The sequence below is a fragment of the Thermodiscus maritimus genome (assembly GCF_055382595.1).
In genome coordinates this window covers 693797-711778 of the sequence record NZ_AP042434.1, presented here as the reverse complement: position 1 = coordinate 711778, position 17982 = coordinate 693797, and the positions used below count along the sequence as shown (strand labels likewise).

Below are 17982 nucleotides of genomic sequence, written 5' to 3'. Positions count from 1 at the left end.
TTCAGCAGCTCTCTAGATAGCCTCATTTTATGACGCTAGGGGACTCATTTTTACGGTGGAGAAAAGCCGTAAGAGACGAGGCGGCGGGGAAGGAGTAAGATTGGCTAAAACCCTCTTATTAGCAGGATACGGTGGCCACAGCGGATACGCCTACGCAGTAGCATACTACCTTAACATGAAAGGTGAGAGACCCCTAATACTCGTTGCGAAGGGCAGCGGCTGGGTAAAGAAGAAACTCTCCAGGTTTGGAGAAGTAGAAGAACTAACACTACCCAGACGCCCCGGAGAACCGCTTGTTAGAACCCTTCATAGGTGGTTCATATGCCTTGGAGAGAGCATATTGAAGATTCCGGGAAGGCTAGAGGCTATCTTAGCCACAGGCTCGAACTTCAGCTTGATCCCGGCTCTCGTAGCGCGGGTGAAGGGTGTTAGAGTCTACAACTTGGAAAGCATAGATCGAATACTAGAAGCGAGTCGGGCGACCAAGATTATCTCCAGATTTGCGCACACAACCTTCCTACACTGGCCTGAGCAGAAAAAGAACTACCCTGAAGGCATAGTAGTGGGGCCAGTCTATGAACCTGCAACTGTGAAGCCTTATGAAGGGGGCTATGTGCTAGTAACGGCAGGGACCCTGGGCAATAAGGAGCTGTTCGACGCAGTACTCAAATCTAGTTGGGAAAGAGTTGTATTACAGACTGGCGAAGTCGATCCCGAACCTTATGCTAGGGCCAGGCCAGGCTGGAGAGTATTTAGGTTTACCCATGACTTCGACAGGGTCTTGGCTGGGGCGAGAGTTGTTGTTACACAGTTTCCCGGCATGACGGGAGCTACCGCCGCCCTAGCCTATAAGAAGCCGGTGGTCCTTGTACCTGGCCGCCACGTACCAATGTCCTCGAGCCTCGAAAACGCTCCATTATTCGCTGAAAAGATAGGGGCAGTATATGTTGATAGGATATCTCCAAGAGTGCTGGAAGAGGCGGTGGAGAAGGCTCTGAAGAAGACTCCTCCAAGCTATCCTAATGGGGCTGAGAAGATCGCATCAATACTCTTAGAGAACTCCATGGACCATTGGGACCCTCCTAATTAACTTATTGATTATAGGTACCCCGTCGCGGGAGACTGGTTAGGGGTGCAGGTTAGTGGCAGCGACCGCTGGAGTGCTCGGTCTAGATGCCCTACCCTACTGGTATATCGAAAAGCTTAGAGAGTGGGGGCAAACCCCAAACCTGTTAAGCATTCTTGAATCGGCAGCCAGCCTAGAGTGCATACCGCCGATAACTGAGGCCAGCTGGCCCTCGATAATGTCGGGCGTCAACCCTGGAAGGCATGGGATATTCTCATTCTTCCACGTGGACCGGGCATCTAGGGAGAGGAGGCTAGCCCTCGCCTGGGACCTAGAGCATCCGAGAGTACACGAGATGCTCTCATTCAATAAGCGTAAGAGCATCATGATTAATCCTATACCCGACTATCCCATCCTCCCCGTAAAATACTCTATAATAGTCAGCAACCTATTCTTTAACCCCTCCCCATCAAGCCACCCACTAAGAATATACGAGAAGTACTTCTCGGGGATAAACGCTGATAGAGATCAAGACTACCCAGCTTATATTCTAGAGTATCTTGAAGCGGTAAGGGGCCTCCTAGAGGAGGAGGGCGAGGTCGACCTCGCGTGGGTCACGCTAAACTTTCCAGACCATCTCTTCCATAAGAAACCTGGACTCTTGAAATCCCCCAGCCATGCCTCTAGGATATGGAAAAAGATAGACAAGCTAGCCGGCCAGATGCTCGCTTCCTATGATGACGTGTATATTGTGAGTGATCACGGCTTCAGGATGTACGATTATAGAGTTAACGTTAATGATATACTATACAGGCACGGCTACGTAGTCGCCTCCCAGGAGGACGAGGAAAAGCCTCTCGTAGACATGCTCGCGAGGCAGAAGGGGGCTAGGACTAAGAAAGTCAAGGTACCAAAGAGCCTCTACATGATAATAGCTAGGCTAGGCCTCGAGCCACTCGCAAGAAAGGCATTCCCTGCAATCGCACGAATATATGAGAGGTTAACGGGTGTGAAGCCGGTCGTTAGGTCTGGCTACTCAATCGACTACAAGAGGAGTAAGGCGTACATGCCGGAGGGGGGGACCTATGGAGTATACATCTTCGACGGGACCGTGAGCAAGCAAGAAATCATAGAGGTACTTAGAAAGTATAGGGGCATCAAGGTCTGGGATTCTCTGGAGGTCTACAAGGGACCCTATACAATAAGGGGTCCAGATGTCGTAGTATTGGGAGAACACGAGAAAGGCTACGTTCTTGGCCCCGCGAGAATAATGGGGACAATATACTTGAAGACCAAATACCACTCCCACGACCTCTGGGGAGTATTCGCGGCCAAGACAGGGGACGGCACAATAGAGGATGCAATCCGAGGAAGAACCTTCAAGAACACAATTGTAGCCCCATTAATAATGTGCCGCTTGAACGTTCCAGTGTCAAAGCACAGCGATGACCTGAGTACCTTGTCCTCCATATGTGGTAGGAGACCAGAGGTTGCCGATTATACTGGTAAGTTTAGGATAGTAAAGAGGCTGCATAAGAGGAATTGGGTGAGAGAAAGGGGAGGGAATAGACTATGAGGAGCCTCCTGCAACCTCTTCGGTCGGCCTCCTCTCAACTACCTTCTTGACCATTTCCCTGAGTTCTTTGGGTTTTAGAGTGTAGCTTGGCGGCTCCGGTATTATTCCTTTAGGCCTGAAGAATAATACGAGCAGTATTAGGAGGGCTATAAGTATAAGCTGTAATGCGTTGGCGAAGCTCCCGGTATCGAATCCGAACCTGGTGACATGCAGGGCTTCCGCAATGTCATTCTTATAGATGTTTATCGGGCCTATTATTGATGCTCCAACTATGATCGTCGCTATCGATATACCCTTGTTGCTACCCATCCCCCCGAGTATCATTAGCGCCCAAGGGAAGAACGTCCACTGCACTCGGTCGAATATGCTCTGCGCGGCTATACTTGATCCAGCGATCCATGGGGAGAAGCTGTATGCTACTCCAGCTACTGCGGCTAGAGCGCTTCCTATTATCATTGAGTCCCTCCTAACCTTAGCGATATCCTTTCCCACGGCCTCGGCACTCTCCTCATCGTCTCTCACAGCCCTGAATAATCTGCCGCTTGGACTGTTATGGAACCTCTCAGCATAGATGAATACTATAACTGCCAGGAGCGCTACGAATACCGTTGACCAGAGGCCAGGGTTGTCAGCAAATTTGAATAGTTGTGGTGTTGTTAATCCAACCGTGGGCGTCGCCCCCATCACAGGCTTAGTGTACATTAAGAGTATCCTTAGGCCTTCACTGGCTGTTAGGAGCATTATTGCCAAGTAGTCGCCTCTAAGCCTTAGCGCAGGGTAAGACGCCAGCCATCCGAGCAGACCACCCAGTATAAGCGCCGCTACAAGAGAGAATATGATCAGCATTACGTCGAGTATTGGTCTCGTTGCTAGGGCAGCGTTTACTTTAACCATTGTCGCCGTGTTGTCAGCTATGACTAAGTGCGCTGCTTCTCCAGGTGATACCCCTATCTGGCTCGCTACGAATGCTGCAGCGATTCTAGCCGCGAGGTTTGCGACTACAATGCCTCCTATAGCGAAGAACATTGCGTGGCCGAAGTCCGGTATCCCGGTTAGCCCAGCCTTTATGTTAAGTGCTACTGTTAGAATAAAATAGATTGCAACATAACTAACTATAATCTCGGTTAGACTGGCAATGTCCACCATCACCCTTCACCTCCACTCCTCTTAAATAATCTGGAGAACAACTCGCCCGCATTCTTCTCCTTCAGGTATCCCGCTATACCCTGCGGTGCGAAGAGGAGAGTTATTCCAACTATGAACATTGAGATGACCCTGCTGAACTTGAAGAGTTCGCTATAACCGGTTACCAAGGCTAGCCAGTGGGCAACGTATGTCTCCACGTATCCTATGAAGAAGCCTCCGAATATGCTCCCGAAGATACTATTCACTCCACCAACTATGCTGCCAGCGAAGGCGCTCACAACTATCTCGTCTGCAGGGCTACTAGCGCTTATCGGTTTCAACCCTCCACTACTCGGTTCTAGGAGCATTAGGAACCCCGCAATCCCTGCTGTAAGGCCGCTTATGATCCAAGATATCCCATAGATTCTATCAACGTTTACTCCCAGCACTTCTGCTAGCGGCGGGTTCTCTACACTGGCTCTCATCTTTATTCCTAGGGTTGTCTTGAATAGTAGGAGGTAGAGGGTTACTGCGAGCAGGGCGACTATTATGACTGTTAGTATGAAGCCTCCGGTAATGTATACTTGGCCCTTAGTGATCAGCGTGAAGTCGTAGGGGCTGAAGTCCATCTTTGATGCAAGTAGGTTGAGAGCCTCCTTTAGGATATACTTTACCCAAGAGTGTGAGTTGTAAAGGAACAGGATTGCATATAGTAGGAAATCGTAGGCTAGGGTCGCTATCATTAATTTGAGGCTGTCGGCTCCCCTCTTCTGTAGAGGCTTTAGTATCACGTAGTACTCGGCCATCGCCGCTAGTATCCCACCTATTATTGCCATGGTGAGGCCAATGAGATAGACGCTTGCCGGATAGGGTACTATGAGCTCCCCGCCCATGAAGCTCCTGCTGCTAAAATTAGCTTGTATCCCGTGTTCCCTAACGTATACCGCCATTGCAGTTGTTGCTAGGTAGGCTCCTACTAGGCTCAGTCTAGGATGGGCAAAGTTCACTACCCCCGTAGTCATATAGATGAGGGTGATACCTAGGGAGAGGAGGGCTAGAACGCCCCCGTAGATCGTGGTGCTCATGAACAGGTTAAGATCCACCCAGCTCACCCCCTCCTACACCAAGGTAGAGTTTCGCAAGATCTCTCCTGGCTAGGAGCTCCTTGGCGGGCCCATCGAAGACGACCCTTCCATTAACTACTAGAACCCCTTTATCACCGATCTCGAGGCCCGCCTTCACGTTCTGCTCCACAAGGACTATTGTATAGCCTTGCTCATTCAGCTTCTTGACATTTGCTAGCACCTCCTTTGCAAGCTTCGGAGACAGGCCCGCTGTCGGCTCGTCTATTAGGAAGATCTTGGGCCTCCTAATCATCCCTATACCCATCGCGAGCATCTGCCTCTCGCCACCGCTCATTGTGCCAGCCTTCTGCTTCGCCCTCTCCTTGAGCCGTGGGAAAGTCTCGAATACCTCTCGTATCCTCTCCTCTAGAACCTCCCTCGGCAGGTCGTGGCCTGCTAGCCTAAGATTCTCTATGACAGAGAGGTTGGCGAAGATATTGTTCAGCTGGAATATGAAGGCCATACCAAGCTTTGCCCTCTCATGTGGAGGCAGCCTAGTTATATCCTCCCCCTCGAGTTTTATCACTCCACTGTAGACCTTGGTAAGACCGAACATTGTCTTCAAAAGGGTGCTCTTGCCAGCCCCGTTCGGCCCGACTATCACCGTAATCTTTCCTCGGGGAACCTCTAGAGTGACGTCGAAGAGAGTCTGCAGCTTCTCGTATCCAGCGTTTACGTTCTCCAACCTCAATATAACGTCTTCGCCCACGCCTATCCCCCCAGATAGCTTTCCAGGACATTAGGATCGTTGAAGACCTTCTCAGGCTCGCCCTCGCTGATTACCTCTCCCATATTCATAGCGTAGGCGTAGTCAACGTACTTGCCTACAAGCCCGATTCTATGCTCTATTATAAGGAAGGTTACACTTCTCTCCCTGCTAAGCTGGATAATCCTTGAAAAGAGGTCGTGTACTAGGACGGGGTTCACGCCTGCCGCGGGCTCATCCATTATTATCGTATCTGCTCCCTTCATTATGGCTCTAGCGATTTCTAGTAGCTTGAGCTGGCCGCCGCTCAGGTCGCTTGCTTTAGAATCCCACTTATGGATTAAGCCGACCCACTTGAGTATCTCAAGAGCCCTCTCTGTTTGCTCTTCCTCGAACCTCCTCCACTTTCCCTTATATACTGGTGCAATGTAGGGGTTCTCCCCTGGGTTTCCCTCAGCAGCGGCCATGACGTTCTCCAATACTGTTAGGTTTTGGAAGGGCTTTGGGATCTGGAAGGTTCTAACAAGACCCATCTTCACGCGGTCGTGTGGGGGGAGCCTGGTTATGTCCCTCCCCTTGTAAACTACTCTCCCCTCCTCGGGGACGAGGAACCCGGAGATCACATTGACCAGAGTCGTCTTACCGCTGCCATTGGGTCCTATCAATAGGGTTATCCTTCCCTTCCTTAGCTTAATGTTTACCTTGTTTAATGCTATTATGCCCCCAAACCTCTTCACTATATTTTCAGTCCAAAGTATGTAATCTTGCCCCGTGTCCCGCTGGACTTGATATTCTCCGACACCTTTGCTCACCCTTTACCCACCTCGAGTTATCCCGGCTAAGTGGGATTCTCGAACCACAATTGCGCGAGAATGGATATTTATGCTCAACTAAGAAAAAGAGTTAAAGAATAGGAAAAATCACTTCTTGAAGGCGAATGCTGCAGCCACTATGATAATTATTATCAGTATTATTATACCTATGATTAGACCCGTGTTGCTGCCCCCGGCCTTGGCGGTGCCAGTTCCAGTGGTCCCAGCTGATGTTGTGGTTGCAGATGTAGTGGCAGCTGTTGTAGTGGTAGTGGTTGCTCCGCCTGCCCCTCCTCCGAATACTGCCTGGAGCTCCTCGAGATAGGTCTTGCCGCCGAACACGTCTAGAGGAGTGAATACGTTCTTGTCCTCGAGACCCTTATAGGTGCCTGCCTTCACCCAGTCATACTTGTCACCGACCTTCGCGACAAGCCACCAGTCGTAGTCGGCTGTAGCCCTATCGCCAGCGTCATTGAGGGGGAACTTCCCTGTTGCAGCGAACTGTGCGAACTTGTCGCTTGTCGTGATCTGTGGGAGGAGCTCCTTTACCTTGTTAACCAGCTGGTCCATGTCATCGGTAGGGCCAGCCTGTAGTATGGCAAGGGCAAGCGCAACGACTGCATCGTGGGCGGCGTAGGAGTAGGCGTCGGGCTTGACGCCGATCTGCTGCACTACATACTGCTTCACCTTCTCCTGCTCGTTGGTGGCGGCGGGGCTGAAGATTGGGTTGATGAAGAGTACGTCAGAGGCGAACTGGGCTGCGACAGGGTTGGAGGTTATCTCTGTTTGTAGGGCGGTTCCGTCGCTCCCGAACCATGGTACCTTCTTAAGGTTGGGATACTTAGCGGCGATGCTGAAGAGCTGTGCGACCTCGTCGAAGCCTATGAACACTATTCCAATCTCGCTGGGCTTGTACTGTTTGAGGAGGTTCCCTATCTCATCGTTTACCTGGGTGACTATTCCTGGGAAGTCGGGGCTCTCAGCATTGTAGCTGAAGACCTTGTTCTGTTTCGATCCCCCTCTCCTTAGCCGCATCGATGATGGCTTGCTTGAGTCCCTCACCCCATGTGTCGGCCCTGTTTATTATGATTATAACCTTGATTCCGGCATCCTGGAGTGTCTTAGAGGTCGCCTTGCTCTGAACATTGTCGGCTGGAGAGAACCTGAACACGTTGTCGTTGGGGATCGCTAGAGATATGGCCGTGCTCGATGGGCTTATTATAAGGACATTGTTCTGGTCAGCTAGGTCCTTAATCTTCTTAACCTCTGCACTTGTAAATGGGCCGACTATAAACTTGACACCCTGCGCTACTAGGTCGCTGAACTTTTGAACAGCGATATCCGGCTTTGTCTGCGTATCCTCGACTATGAGTTTTAGCCTAAACCAGGCATTATTCTCCTCAAGGTACTTGTTCATCTCGTCAACCGCGAATTTTACGGCGACCTGCTCCCTCTCACCATAACTCTGCAAGTCGCCAGTCAATGGTAGTAGAGCACCAATTGTAATTGTTACAGGCTTTGCCTTGGCGACCCTGAACGAGGCCGATGAGAGTAAAGGTGCTACGACTAGCAGCGTTATCAACACTATACTCAATACCCTATATTTACCGCTAACCATGTTTCCCACCCGTGTGGGTATCCTTGGGGAGTATCATGTCTTTTAACAGCATAAAAACCTTAATGCCATATGATAGACTTATTTGCATATTACAAAACCCTACAACACATATAATTTAATACTTCAAAGGACTCAGATATTAATAACTCATCATGCATATAGGAAAATTATAAATATAAATCTATAATTCAATAAAAATAAATGAAAATACCCGTGCAAATAACTATTCAGAGTCCATCGGCTCCATTATCTTTTCCAACAAGCCTAGAGAGTACCACCTAATCCTAAATTTACGCATTCCAATAGTCTATCTGATAAATCACGACACAATTTATGCTAAGATTGTAGCGGGCCCGCCGGGATTTGAACCCGGGGCCTCCGGCTCCGAAGGCCGGCGCTCTATCCTGGCTGAGCTACGGGCCCCATTGTAATATTGGGAGGGGTTGGTTGTAGTTTTTAATCTAGTTGTGGGGGTTGAATTGGCTGGGGTGGTGTAAGCGTGCCGGTGGAGATCAAGGATTGGAACGAGTTTGTAGAGATAAGCTCCAGGGCTCTAGAGTGCCGCGTCAAATATGCGAGGAAGGGTAATGTGGCCAAGATTAAGGCTAGGACTAGAAGGGTCCTCTACACTATTAAGGTTGAGAAGGATAAGGTGGAGGAGCTGGTTAAGGAGTTGAAGTGCCCCAGGATAGTCTTTATCGACACCGGGGAGGTTCGCGAGGTTAAGAAGTAGGCTGGGATGGACTGCTAGTCTAGCTCTATTACCTCGTTGTTTTCTGGCGTTAATACTTCAACGTTTAGTGTGCCTTCTATTTTCTCTTTGAGCGCTTCCTGGTTTTCGGGGTCCCCGTGTACTAGTATGACCCTCTCTACCCCGGATATGGAGGATAACGCCTTTAGTATGCCTTGTTGGTTTGTGTGGCTGGAGAAGTCGAACCACTGCACCCTAGCCCTTACAGGAAGCTCCTCCTCACCGTAGGTTCCCGTTTCGAGTATCTGTCTTCCAGGCGTTCCATCCGCCTGGTAGCTGACCATGAATACCGCGTTTTTCTCGCTTCCAGCCATCTTTTTGAGGTAGTATAGGCTGGGTCCGCCCTTCAGCATGCCTGCGCTGGCGATTATCACTCCAGGCTTCTTGTAGGCCTTCCTTCTATCCTGCCAACCCCTCACCATTTTAAACATCGACGCTGCCTTCGATAATAGTTTGAGGTCCCTAACATACTCGCCGTGGGCCAGGTATAGCTCGGTTACCTGCCTGATCATCCCGTCAACCCATACGGGGTAGCTGAAGTCTCTCTCAGCCAGTATTGACATTATCTCCTGTCCTCTGGATACGCTGAATGATGGTACGAGTACGGTTCCCCCCTTCCTTACAACTTCCTCCACGGACTCGTAGAAGAGCTTCTCGGTTTCCTCTCTCGGCGGGTGGTTGCTTGAGCCGTAGGTTGACTCTACTATAACCGTGTCAGCCTCGACCCCCGAGAATCTCGCGGGCTCCATTAGCTTGGTTGTGACTGTGTTCATATCGCTTGTGTAGAGGATCTTGTGGGCGTCCGCCTCTACTAGGACCGCGGCGCTGCCAGGTATATGGCCATTATATATGAACTGGAATGTGAATTGGCCGGCTTCAACCTCTTTATAGTACCCTACCGATTCCCCAGCCTTCAGCATGTCCTCAACGCTTGCCTCATCATATGGTAGGTGGGGGCCGTTCAGCTTGATCATATCGTATAGGAGGAGCCTCGACACGTCGAAGGTAACTGGTGTAGCGTATACTTTCGGCGTCATTGAAATGTAGAGGCTTGGAGCAGCCCCTACATGGTCGAGGTGGCTGTGCGTTATTACTAGGGCGTCGAGGTCCCTCGGCCTCACGTGAGCGGGGAATACGGGCCTGTCCTCCTCGTCGAAGTTTGTCCCGTAGTCCATGAGGAGGATACGCCCGTCCTTCTCAACCGCTACCGCCGCTCTTCCAACCTCTCTACCACTACCTAGTATCCTTATCCTTACCACTCTCTGCACCCTTCTCCACTATTCTATTCTCCACCCCTAACTGGGCGTCTCATATTGCATCGTATGCCTTTATGTTGAACGGGCTCGGTAAAGCTAATATAGGAAAACCATTGGAGGCGGAGGCTAGATTTCCCCTGCCGCCTCCCTCGCGGCCCTCACGAGGCTCTCTACATCCTCTATGGTATTGTAGACGTGGAGGGATGCCCTCACCGCGGAGACTCCAGCCTGCCCCCTCAAGCTAACCTTGAACCCGCGCTTCAATAGCTCCTTGTACAGCTTTTTGTTCAGGAATACTCCCCCGGCATCGAATGATACTATCCCGCTCAGGTTCTCAAACGAGTATTCCACTGCAGGGACCCTCAGCCCATAGGACATCAGCTCCTCCGCCAGAACCCTTGCTAGACCCAGGATGTGCTCCTCCACCCTTTTGATCCCCAACCGGTGCAAGTACTCTATGCTAGCCCTAGCCGCAACTATGCTGGGTAAGCTTACACCGGTGGGCGCCGCAAACCTCAGCCCATCGCCTCTCAGGGGCGGCGTGTCTATGCAGGTCTTGTTGGGATCCTCCCAGTATGCTTCCCAATCATCTATGACGGCGTTCCCTAGCCCATAGTAGGGCGGCGTCTTGTCAAGGAGCTCCTCTCCAACAACACACACAGCAGCCGTTGAGTGAGGAGCTAAGAGCCACTTCTTTGCAAACGCAGCGTATCCATCGGCTTCATTCTCCCCCTCCCTCAGGCTCAGGCCCCCAAAGTGCTGTACAGCGTCAACCACTACCCGGGCCCCCCTCTTATGAGCATACCTTACTACTCGGGCTAGGTCAGTCCTATACCCAGTAACCCATGATACTGCTGAGACCACTACCACCTCCGAGCCATCGTCCACAGCCTTCTCCACAGCCTCCTCTATCCTCCCCTCATAGACTCCAACCTCGCAGCCAGCCCTCTTACAGTAGGAGTTAACCATCATGACGACGCCGGGGAACTCCTCGCTACTAAAGCCCACCTTAGCCGGTTCCAGCGCGGCAACCAACTTATAGATGCAGTGGCTAGTCGACTCCCCAACTCCTATACGTCGCGATTCGAACCCGTAGAGCCCCGCTGTGAGGTCTATAAGCCTCGCTATCTCCTCGGAGAGTAGGCTAGACGCTCTCCCAGGATCCTTTACTGTTAACTCGAGGGCCCTCATCGACTCCTCGATTGAGGTGTTTGGAGGCAATCCAAGGGAGGCGGTATTTAGGTAATGCATCCCCTTAGGGAGGCTGCTGGAGAAATCCTCGGTAATCCCTTCCAGCCCAGACCCACCCCTGGGAATCGATCCCAGTGTATGAGCACGATTTTATCCTCGACCCCAACCCGGGGTTTCCAACACTGCCCGCTCAAAGTTCAACCACGCTGCCAGTAGCGACTGGAAGGTACTTGCTCGGATACCTCGCCTTGACATAAGATTTAGCATCGTCTCCACTGCAATGTGCGGGAGATAATAGTTCAGTCATGGAGGCGACCCTATCAAGAACCCTCTTGGAGGGATAATGGAATCCCCCGATCACAAGGTAGGCCCTACTATACCCTGAGGCAGAAAGCACCCTCTCCACGAGAACGTTTGCCCCGGGATGACTGCAACCCACCAGGACTACGAGGCCATTTGAAGCCTCTACTCCAATAGCCTGCTCGAATCCATCCACGGGGCCAGTTGTCCACACCCCATCTACTATCTGGCCGGGACCCTCCACGTTAACCACGTTGAAGCCCCATCGATGAGCCTCCCTGCTCTTCCCATCTGGAGGGGCGTAGAGTGGGATCCCCCTATTAAGCTGGCCTATAAGTGGGAGTCCCCCATAGTGGTCATAATGCCAGTGGCTTAATACCGCGAGGTCTAATCCCTCAAGCCTCACTCCTAGAACCCTTGAATTATGTTCTAGAACGCAGGGTTTTGTGTCAGCATCGAACAGGATCCTATACCTGCTTTCCACCAGTACGCTCCATCCCCACTCATTAACCAGTCCAGGAGATGGCTCGTTATCGTTGAGGACGACGAGCCTCAAGGCCATCCCCAAACTAGAATATGAGAGGCGGATTAACTAGTTATCATTAGTCCTGGCCTCGCTCTCGTGGCAGGCAGCCAATTCTTTAACCCTGGTGTAGCAAGCCCGATCGCTTCGGAGGCCTATCATACTAGGGAGGCTTATGCGCGCCTATTTTACCCCATAGGCCGCCTACATGGTCTGGAATGCCGCTTTCCCCCCTTGCGAGGTGTATGGTGTTTTGACTGGTTGCGAGTATGATATCGTATCTAATACTCCACTAAGCGAGTCTCTACTCCGCCTTGTTCACGGGGTCAGGGTCTATTCTCCGCCATCCCGGCTAGGCGTGGATGAAGCGTGGAGGCTCGCTAAGAGGTCGAGGGTCCTTGTAGCCTCCTTCATGCCAGTAACGAGAGAGATGCTCGAGGATCCCGGTTGCCTAGAGTTGATAATCACACGGAGCAGCGGCTATGATCACATAGATGTAGAAGCGGCAGGGGAGCGAGGGGTTTGCGTAGCGAACCAGCCGGAGATCATCACTGAGGCGGTGGCAGAGTATGCAGTCGCAGGAATACTGGCAGCGTATAGGCAGGTTATCGCGAGGCACAATGCGGTGGAAGAATGGTATAGGGAAGGGTGGCCGATTTACCTAGCAGGCTTCCTGGTGAGGGGTAGGAGCCTGGGACTCCTTGGTGCTGGGAGGATAGGGCAGAGCATAGCCTTAAAGCTACATGGCCTCGGAGTCTCCAGGATCCTATACTATTCGAGGAGTGCGAAGCCGTCGCTGGAGGCTCTCGGGGCGAGGAGGGTCCCTCTAGAGGAGCTGTTCGAGCACTCACAGATACTAGTGAACAGCCTCCCCCTATCAAGGGAGACCAGGGGCCTAGTAACCTACAGCCTCCTCCGCAGGCTGCCCGAGAACGCGGTTTACGTGAACATCGGGAGGGGTGGGACGGAGGAGCTCGGCGCTGTGGTTAGAGTAGCGCGTGAGAGGAGGGATCTCTTCTTCGTCCTAAACGTGCACCCCCAGGAGCCCATCCCACCAGGAGACGAGAGGCTCTCCTTTACAGGAGACCCTAGGTTCATACTAGCCCCCCACATGGCTGGTGCAAGCCTAGAGTCAAGGGTTGGGACCGCCATCCTAGCACTCCTACAGGCAAGAGACTACCTAGCACACGGATGCGTGTGGAACCCGGTCTCGAGGGGATGTAAAAGGTGCCCGTGGGGGGCTCCAGGTATTGATAAGGTTATTGAGATGGCTAGAACAGCCTATAGGAGCGCCTAGAAAGGGCTTGGCCTAGGCGCGAGGTGATAAGTGATAACCACCAGCATGAAGAAGGTCGAAGTCTACGCCGCCCTCGATTCATGTGAGAATGTGACCACTTACCTCGAATCCGAGAAGCTCTACTGGTATAAGGAGTTAGTTGAGATGGGAGGCTCCGGTAGAGTCTGCCGGGTAACCTTCTATGCCCCCGTCCACGCCCTAGTGGGCATACTGGAGGGCCTGGCTGGAGTACTTGATCTTCGGAGAAGGGAGAATACGGTAATAGTAGTGGATGTTGAAACCGGTATTGGAAGGCCCTATAAGACTACTGGGAGGAGATTCCGGCAGCTGGCGCGGGGATTGCTGGCGAGACCGCTTCCAGCCCTCCAGGAGGAGGCGGTGGAGAAGTCATCACTTTATCCTGCACAGGTCCTCCTAGTCGCGCTGGCAGGCATAATAGCTCTTGCAGGGCTTGCAAACAACAATCCCTACGTGATCATAGGGGCCATGCTCATATCGCCAATACTGGCGCCGATCTACTCTTTCTCCGTAGCAGTAAACCTCGGCGATGAGAGGACTGCCCTGAGAAGCATAGGTACACTTACAATACTCCTAGCACTAGCCTTCACCTCTACACTAATAGTAAGCCTGGCTGCAGAGGCTGCTGGAGCCCCTCTAGGAGCGACTAGGGAGCTATTATTGAGAACCCGCGCGAGCCTATCAGACCTGTTACTCGCCATGCTATTAGGCGCTGCGAGCGTGGTAGCGGTCTCCTCGAATGTGACTGAAGCCTTGACAGGAGTTGCTATAGCAGCCGCCATAGTGCCCCCATCAGCTACTCTAGGGTGGAGCGTGGCTGCTAATCCTGCCCTAGCGCCGGGCTCTTTGGAACTGATAATGTATAATGTAGCGGGGCTTCTAGCTGGAGGGACCCTGACTATAAGAGTACTGCTGGCAGTGGGTAAGCAGAGTTAGAGCCTGGCATCCACTGTTATAGGTTGTTTGAGTACAGAATCCCCTAATTACATTCTTAGACCCTACGAGGTAGATGATACCGTTGAGACCATCTAAACCTAAAAGGGACTATCCCACAGTCAACACATTTTAATCAGCAGAGGCCAAGTTACCATGGTGCCTATTATGCCTTCTAGCTCGACTCTTCCCTTATACCCAGACCCTCCCTGGCTCTACTGGGATGTAGAGGCTGTTATAGGCCTCGCACTCTTCAAGGCCGAATCTGTTAGAGGACTGCTCCCTAGAGGAGTGAGCGTTCTAGGAGATGAAGTCATGGGTGCGGTGTGGGTAGCTAGATACCCTCGGTCAACGCTGGGACCCTATAATGAGGCCCTCATAGCCCTCCAAGTATACGTGGGAGGGGATCCCTACTTTTACATCCCATACATCTACGTCGACAATGACATCGCCCTCGCGGCTGGCCGCGAAGGTGCCGGAGCCCCCAAGAAGTTTGCAAGGATAAGCCTGGAATGGCAGGGTAGAAGCATTGTAGGCTCAGCTAGCAGGGCTGGGATGAGGATTGAGGTCAAGGTGACCCCCGAGTACGTGGCGGACAAAGACCTCCTCACCAGCCTACTCTCGAGCGAGGGGACCCCGCTCCTGAACACGAGGGTGCTCCCGCCCGTTAAGGGTGAAGGCGAAGTAAGGGATCTCGTGGCATGGCATGCTAAGGTATGGTTCCATAAGGCGATGGATAGCGTTAAGGCGTGGGCTGGTAGAGCAGATATCAGGCTCGAGAGCGGGGCAGAGGATGACGTTGGAGCTCTAGGGATATCTAGCACTGCCGACGGATTCTACGCCTTCTTCGACATGGAGCTGGGCGTCGACAAGATCATAAGGAGGGAATAGCGGTTGCTCGCGAGGGGAATACTGCTAGAGGAGACCTTCTACCCACACGACCACGAGACCAGAATATTCCGTAAAACCGTCCGGGAGTGGGCTGAGGAGAACATAGCACCAATAGCAGGCAAACTGGACAATTCTAGCGAGAAAGAGGTTCTAATCGAGGCTAGGAGGATTATCAAGAAGACCAGCGAGATCAGGCTGCTCAGCCTAATTGTCCCAGAGGACCTGGGAGGCGCAGGGTCCCTCACCTACCTGGGCTCTAACAGTCTAGAAATCATATCATACTATGACGCTGGCGCGGCGACGAGTGTGGGGGCAGTATGGCTCGGACTACTACCCGTATTCATAGCTGGAGTCTTCGACGCAGGTGAATCATGGAGGAGGTGGCTAGCCCCATTCGCCTCCTCCGATGAACGGGGAGACCCGCAGGTATGGGCCTTCGCCATAACAGAGCCTACCGCAGGGAGCGATTATGAGAGGATCGAGCCGGGTAGTAGGCCCGAATACGTGACAGTGGCGAGGCCGGAGGGTGATGGCGGCTATAGGCTCACTGGGAGGAAGATCTTTATCTCGAACGGCCCCATAGCCGACTACGTAACCGTCTTCGCCGTGGCCGACAAGGAGAGGCCAAGGGAGACAATGACTTGTATGGTGGTTGAAAAGGGCGAGTTCAAGGTTGAAACAGTCTACGATAAGATGGGGCACAGGAGCAGCCCCACTGGGGAGCTCGTGTTCGAGGATGTCTCGATACCCAAGGAGAGGGTGCTTTGCCAGCCTGGCATGGGTTGGGAGGTCGCAGAGATCACCCTCTCATACAGCAGGGCCCCCGTGGGAGCGATAGGCCTTGGTATAGCTAAGAGGAGTCTAGAGGAGGCAATACTATACGCTAAGAGCAGAGTGCAGGGCGGGAAGCCAATAATAGAACACCAGGCTGTAAAGATGAAGATCGCCTCCATGCTAGAGAAAGCTGCAACTGCCGAGCACACAATCTACAACGTGTCAAGGATCCTAGAGGAGAAGTTCCCACCGCCAATAGAAGACTCGAGCATCGCGAAAGTGGTGGGCGCCGACGCCGCAGTCCACAACGCTCTAGAAGCTATACAGGTGTTCGGGGGCCTAGGCTATATGAGGGAGATGGGAGTAGAGAAGCTCCTACGGGATGCTAAGCTCATACAGATCTATGAGGGGACGAACGAGGTTAACAGGCTCACCTTCACAGAGAGGATAATAGACCGCATTCAGTGATGGGAGAATATATTCCACAACAATATCCAGTGTCCATATGGTGGGTTCATTGGATAGGCCCAGCGTAGACTATCCTCTAAGGAGAGGGTCCCTCCTCTTCCCCAATAGGCTCGTGGTAGGCCCGGACGCCCGGGTAACATACAGGAGCATGTACAATAGAGTGAAGAGGCTGGCAGGGTCCCTCCTAGATGAGGGTTTAGGAAGGGGAGACGTTGTAGCGGTAGCCGACGTTAACAGTGTACGCTTCATGGAGCTAGCCTACGCAGTAGGGCTAACAGGCTCCATACTACTACCGGTCAACTTCCGCCTACCCCCAGCCATAATTTCGGAGATCCTCGATGAAGCAGATGTTAAAGCATTCATCTACAGCGGCCCCTTCAAAGAGCTAGCGGCTATAGCGAAAGGAGCCGATAAGTACCAGTTAGAGGAGAGCTTTGAGGGATGGCTCGAGCACGACCCCTTGGATAGTGAAGGAGACCCGGAGGCCGACTACGTCCTCCTCTACACATCGGGGACGACGGGGAGGCCTAAGGGAGTACTATACAAGCAGTGGAAGATGGTTATGGGAGGGCTTTCAATAGCCCACCAGCTCTCACTATACGAGACTCCCGCGAGCCTCACGAGCAGGGACACGATCCTATCACTCATACCAATGTTCCACATACTCTCCTGGGGAAGCATATTCATAGCACCCTTCGTAGGGGCGAAACTAGTATTCACAGCCCGATTCGAACCCGAACAGATCGCCGAGTTAATGGATAGAGAGGGGGTGACCTGGTTCAACGCGGTCCCCACAATGCTAGCAATGCTCCTCGAAACCGAGAAAGACTTCAAAGGCGTGAAAGCCATAGTAGGAGGGTCCCCTCTTCCCAAGAACCTGTGGGATAAGGCCAGGGAAAGAGGCCTAAGGATCTCCATGATATACGGTGCCACCGACATGCTCGCGACAAGCATATCAATAATCACAGACCATACAAGCGAAGAGGATACCCGGCTAGTAACACACCCTGTCCCATACGCCGAGGTTAAGATCATAAAAGAAGACGGTACACCCGCAAAGCCGGACGAGGTGGGCGAAATATACTACCGTAGCCCATGGATGCCCGAGGGCTACTACAAGAACCCGGAGAAGACAAGGGAATCCTTCATAAACGGTTGGTTCAAGACGGGAGACCTCGGTGAACCAACAGAGGACGGGGGCTTCATAATCCTAGACAGGATCAAGGACGCTATAAAGAGTGGTGGCGAGTGGATACCAAGCAGCATACTCGAGTCAATAATCAGCGAGACGCCCGGGGTAAGGCTAGCTGCAGTAGTAGCGATACCCCACGAGAAGTGGGGTGAGAGGCCAGCAGCCTTCATAGTAGGTGAAGCAACAGAGGAAGATGTCATGAAACACCTCGACGAGGCGGTAAAGGAGGGAAGAATCGTTAAATGGTGGAAGCCCGACATGATAATCAAGCTAGGCAATCTGCCAATGACGAGCACCGGGAAGATCAACAAGAAGGCGCTCCGCGAGAAGCTGAGAGAATACATGGGCGGGTAGAAAGAGA

17 protein-coding genes and 1 tRNA gene are annotated in these 17982 nt (G+C 52.3%); 8 read left to right on the top strand and 10 right to left on the bottom strand.

Annotated elements, in window-relative coordinates; translation table 11 throughout:
• The first annotated feature begins 100 nt into the window (after positions 1 to 100).
• Positions 101 to 1090, top strand: coding sequence for a UDP-N-acetylglucosamine--N-acetylmuramyl-(pentapeptide) pyrophosphoryl-undecaprenol N-acetylglucosamine transferase (locus ACZ47H_RS03870; protein WP_464933878.1), 990 nt, complete (start codon positions 101 to 103; stop codon positions 1088 to 1090).
• 52 nt (positions 1091 to 1142) lie between these two features.
• Positions 1143 to 2642 carry an alkaline phosphatase family protein gene (locus ACZ47H_RS03865; RefSeq protein ID WP_464933877.1) on the top strand — a complete coding sequence of 500 codons (1500 nt, stop codon included), beginning with the start codon at positions 1143 to 1145 and terminating at the stop codon, positions 2640 to 2642.
• Here the strand turns inward: ACZ47H_RS03865 and ACZ47H_RS03860 are convergent.
• The 7 genes from ACZ47H_RS03860 to ACZ47H_RS03830 all read right to left on the bottom strand — a co-directional run bounded on the left by ACZ47H_RS03860 (position 2637) and on the right by ACZ47H_RS03830 (position 8450).
• Complete coding sequence (locus tag ACZ47H_RS03860) at positions 2637 to 3788, bottom strand: branched-chain amino acid ABC transporter permease (RefSeq protein WP_464933875.1); 1152 nt, start codon at positions 3786 to 3788, stop codon at positions 2637 to 2639. The genes ACZ47H_RS03865 and ACZ47H_RS03860 overlap by 6 nt on opposite strands.
• The gene (locus ACZ47H_RS03855) at positions 3788 to 4870 is read right to left on the bottom strand and encodes a branched-chain amino acid ABC transporter permease (protein ID WP_464933874.1); all 1083 of its coding nucleotides are present in this window, start codon (positions 4868 to 4870) and stop codon (positions 3788 to 3790) included. Before ACZ47H_RS03855 ends, ACZ47H_RS03860 begins: the two co-directional genes overlap by 1 nt.
• A complete protein-coding gene (locus ACZ47H_RS03850) occupies positions 4860 to 5600 on the bottom strand; it encodes a branched-chain amino acid ABC transporter ATP-binding protein (RefSeq protein ID WP_464933873.1) in 741 nt (246 codons plus the stop codon). The genes ACZ47H_RS03855 and ACZ47H_RS03850 overlap by 11 nt, the downstream gene beginning before the upstream one ends.
• A gap of 2 nt (positions 5601 to 5602) precedes the next feature.
• Positions 5603 to 6409 (bottom strand): ABC transporter ATP-binding protein, encoded by an 807-nt coding sequence (locus ACZ47H_RS03845; RefSeq protein ID WP_464933872.1) that lies wholly within the window; start codon positions 6407 to 6409, stop codon positions 5603 to 5605.
• Positions 6410 to 6517: 108 nt separating this feature from the next.
• Positions 6518 to 7471, bottom strand: a complete 954-nt coding sequence (locus ACZ47H_RS03840; protein WP_464933871.1) for a type 1 periplasmic-binding domain-containing protein — start codon at positions 7469 to 7471, stop codon at positions 6518 to 6520.
• A complete protein-coding gene (locus ACZ47H_RS03835) occupies positions 7389 to 8027 on the bottom strand; it encodes a penicillin-binding protein activator (protein WP_464933869.1) in 639 nt (212 codons plus the stop codon). The genes ACZ47H_RS03840 and ACZ47H_RS03835 overlap by 83 nt, the downstream gene beginning before the upstream one ends.
• A gap of 348 nt (positions 8028 to 8375) precedes the next feature.
• Positions 8376 to 8450, bottom strand: a tRNA-Arg gene (locus ACZ47H_RS03830).
• Positions 8451 to 8526: 76 nt separating this feature from the next.
• Here ACZ47H_RS03830 and ACZ47H_RS03825 point away from each other — a divergent pair.
• The gene (locus ACZ47H_RS03825) at positions 8527 to 8760 is read left to right on the top strand and encodes a 5'-nucleotidase (RefSeq protein ID WP_464933868.1); all 234 of its coding nucleotides are present in this window, start codon (positions 8527 to 8529) and stop codon (positions 8758 to 8760) included.
• Between the two features lie 14 nt (positions 8761 to 8774).
• Here the strand turns inward: ACZ47H_RS03825 and ACZ47H_RS03820 are convergent, their stop codons facing one another.
• From ACZ47H_RS03820 to ACZ47H_RS03810, 3 genes are all read right to left on the bottom strand, one after another.
• Positions 8775 to 10037: an MBL fold metallo-hydrolase gene (locus ACZ47H_RS03820; RefSeq protein ID WP_464933867.1), complete on the bottom strand. Its 1263-nt coding sequence runs from the start codon at positions 10035 to 10037 to the stop codon at positions 8775 to 8777.
• 123 nt (positions 10038 to 10160) lie between these two features.
• Entirely contained in the window at positions 10161 to 11285 is a 1125-nt protein-coding gene (locus ACZ47H_RS03815; protein ID WP_464933866.1) for an aminotransferase class V-fold PLP-dependent enzyme, read from the bottom strand.
• A gap of 130 nt (positions 11286 to 11415) precedes the next feature.
• Positions 11416 to 12087: an MBL fold metallo-hydrolase gene (locus ACZ47H_RS03810; RefSeq protein ID WP_464933865.1), complete on the bottom strand. Its 672-nt coding sequence runs from the start codon at positions 12085 to 12087 to the stop codon at positions 11416 to 11418.
• A 214-nt stretch (positions 12088 to 12301) separates the two neighbouring features.
• On the opposite strand from ACZ47H_RS03810, the gene ACZ47H_RS03805 reads away from it, so the two are divergent.
• The 5 genes from ACZ47H_RS03805 (at position 12302) to ACZ47H_RS03785 (ending at position 17975) form a co-directional block, all read left to right on the top strand.
• Complete coding sequence (locus ACZ47H_RS03805) at positions 12302 to 13345, top strand: 2-hydroxyacid dehydrogenase (RefSeq protein WP_464933864.1); 1044 nt, start codon at positions 12302 to 12304, stop codon at positions 13343 to 13345.
• A gap of 30 nt (positions 13346 to 13375) precedes the next feature.
• Positions 13376 to 14299, top strand: a complete 924-nt coding sequence (locus ACZ47H_RS03800) for a TIGR00341 family protein (protein ID WP_464933863.1) — start codon at positions 13376 to 13378, stop codon at positions 14297 to 14299.
• Between the two features lie 165 nt (positions 14300 to 14464).
• Positions 14465 to 15187, top strand: a complete 723-nt coding sequence (locus ACZ47H_RS03795) for an acetoacetate decarboxylase family protein (protein ID WP_464933862.1) — start codon at positions 14465 to 14467, stop codon at positions 15185 to 15187.
• A gap of 3 nt (positions 15188 to 15190) precedes the next feature.
• Entirely contained in the window at positions 15191 to 16429 is a 1239-nt protein-coding gene (locus ACZ47H_RS03790; protein ID WP_464933861.1) for an acyl-CoA dehydrogenase family protein, read from the top strand.
• A gap of 49 nt (positions 16430 to 16478) precedes the next feature.
• The gene (locus ACZ47H_RS03785; RefSeq protein ID WP_464933860.1) at positions 16479 to 17975 is read left to right on the top strand and encodes an AMP-binding protein; all 1497 of its coding nucleotides are present in this window, start codon (positions 16479 to 16481) and stop codon (positions 17973 to 17975) included.
• Positions 17976 to 17982: the final 7 nt, after the last annotated feature.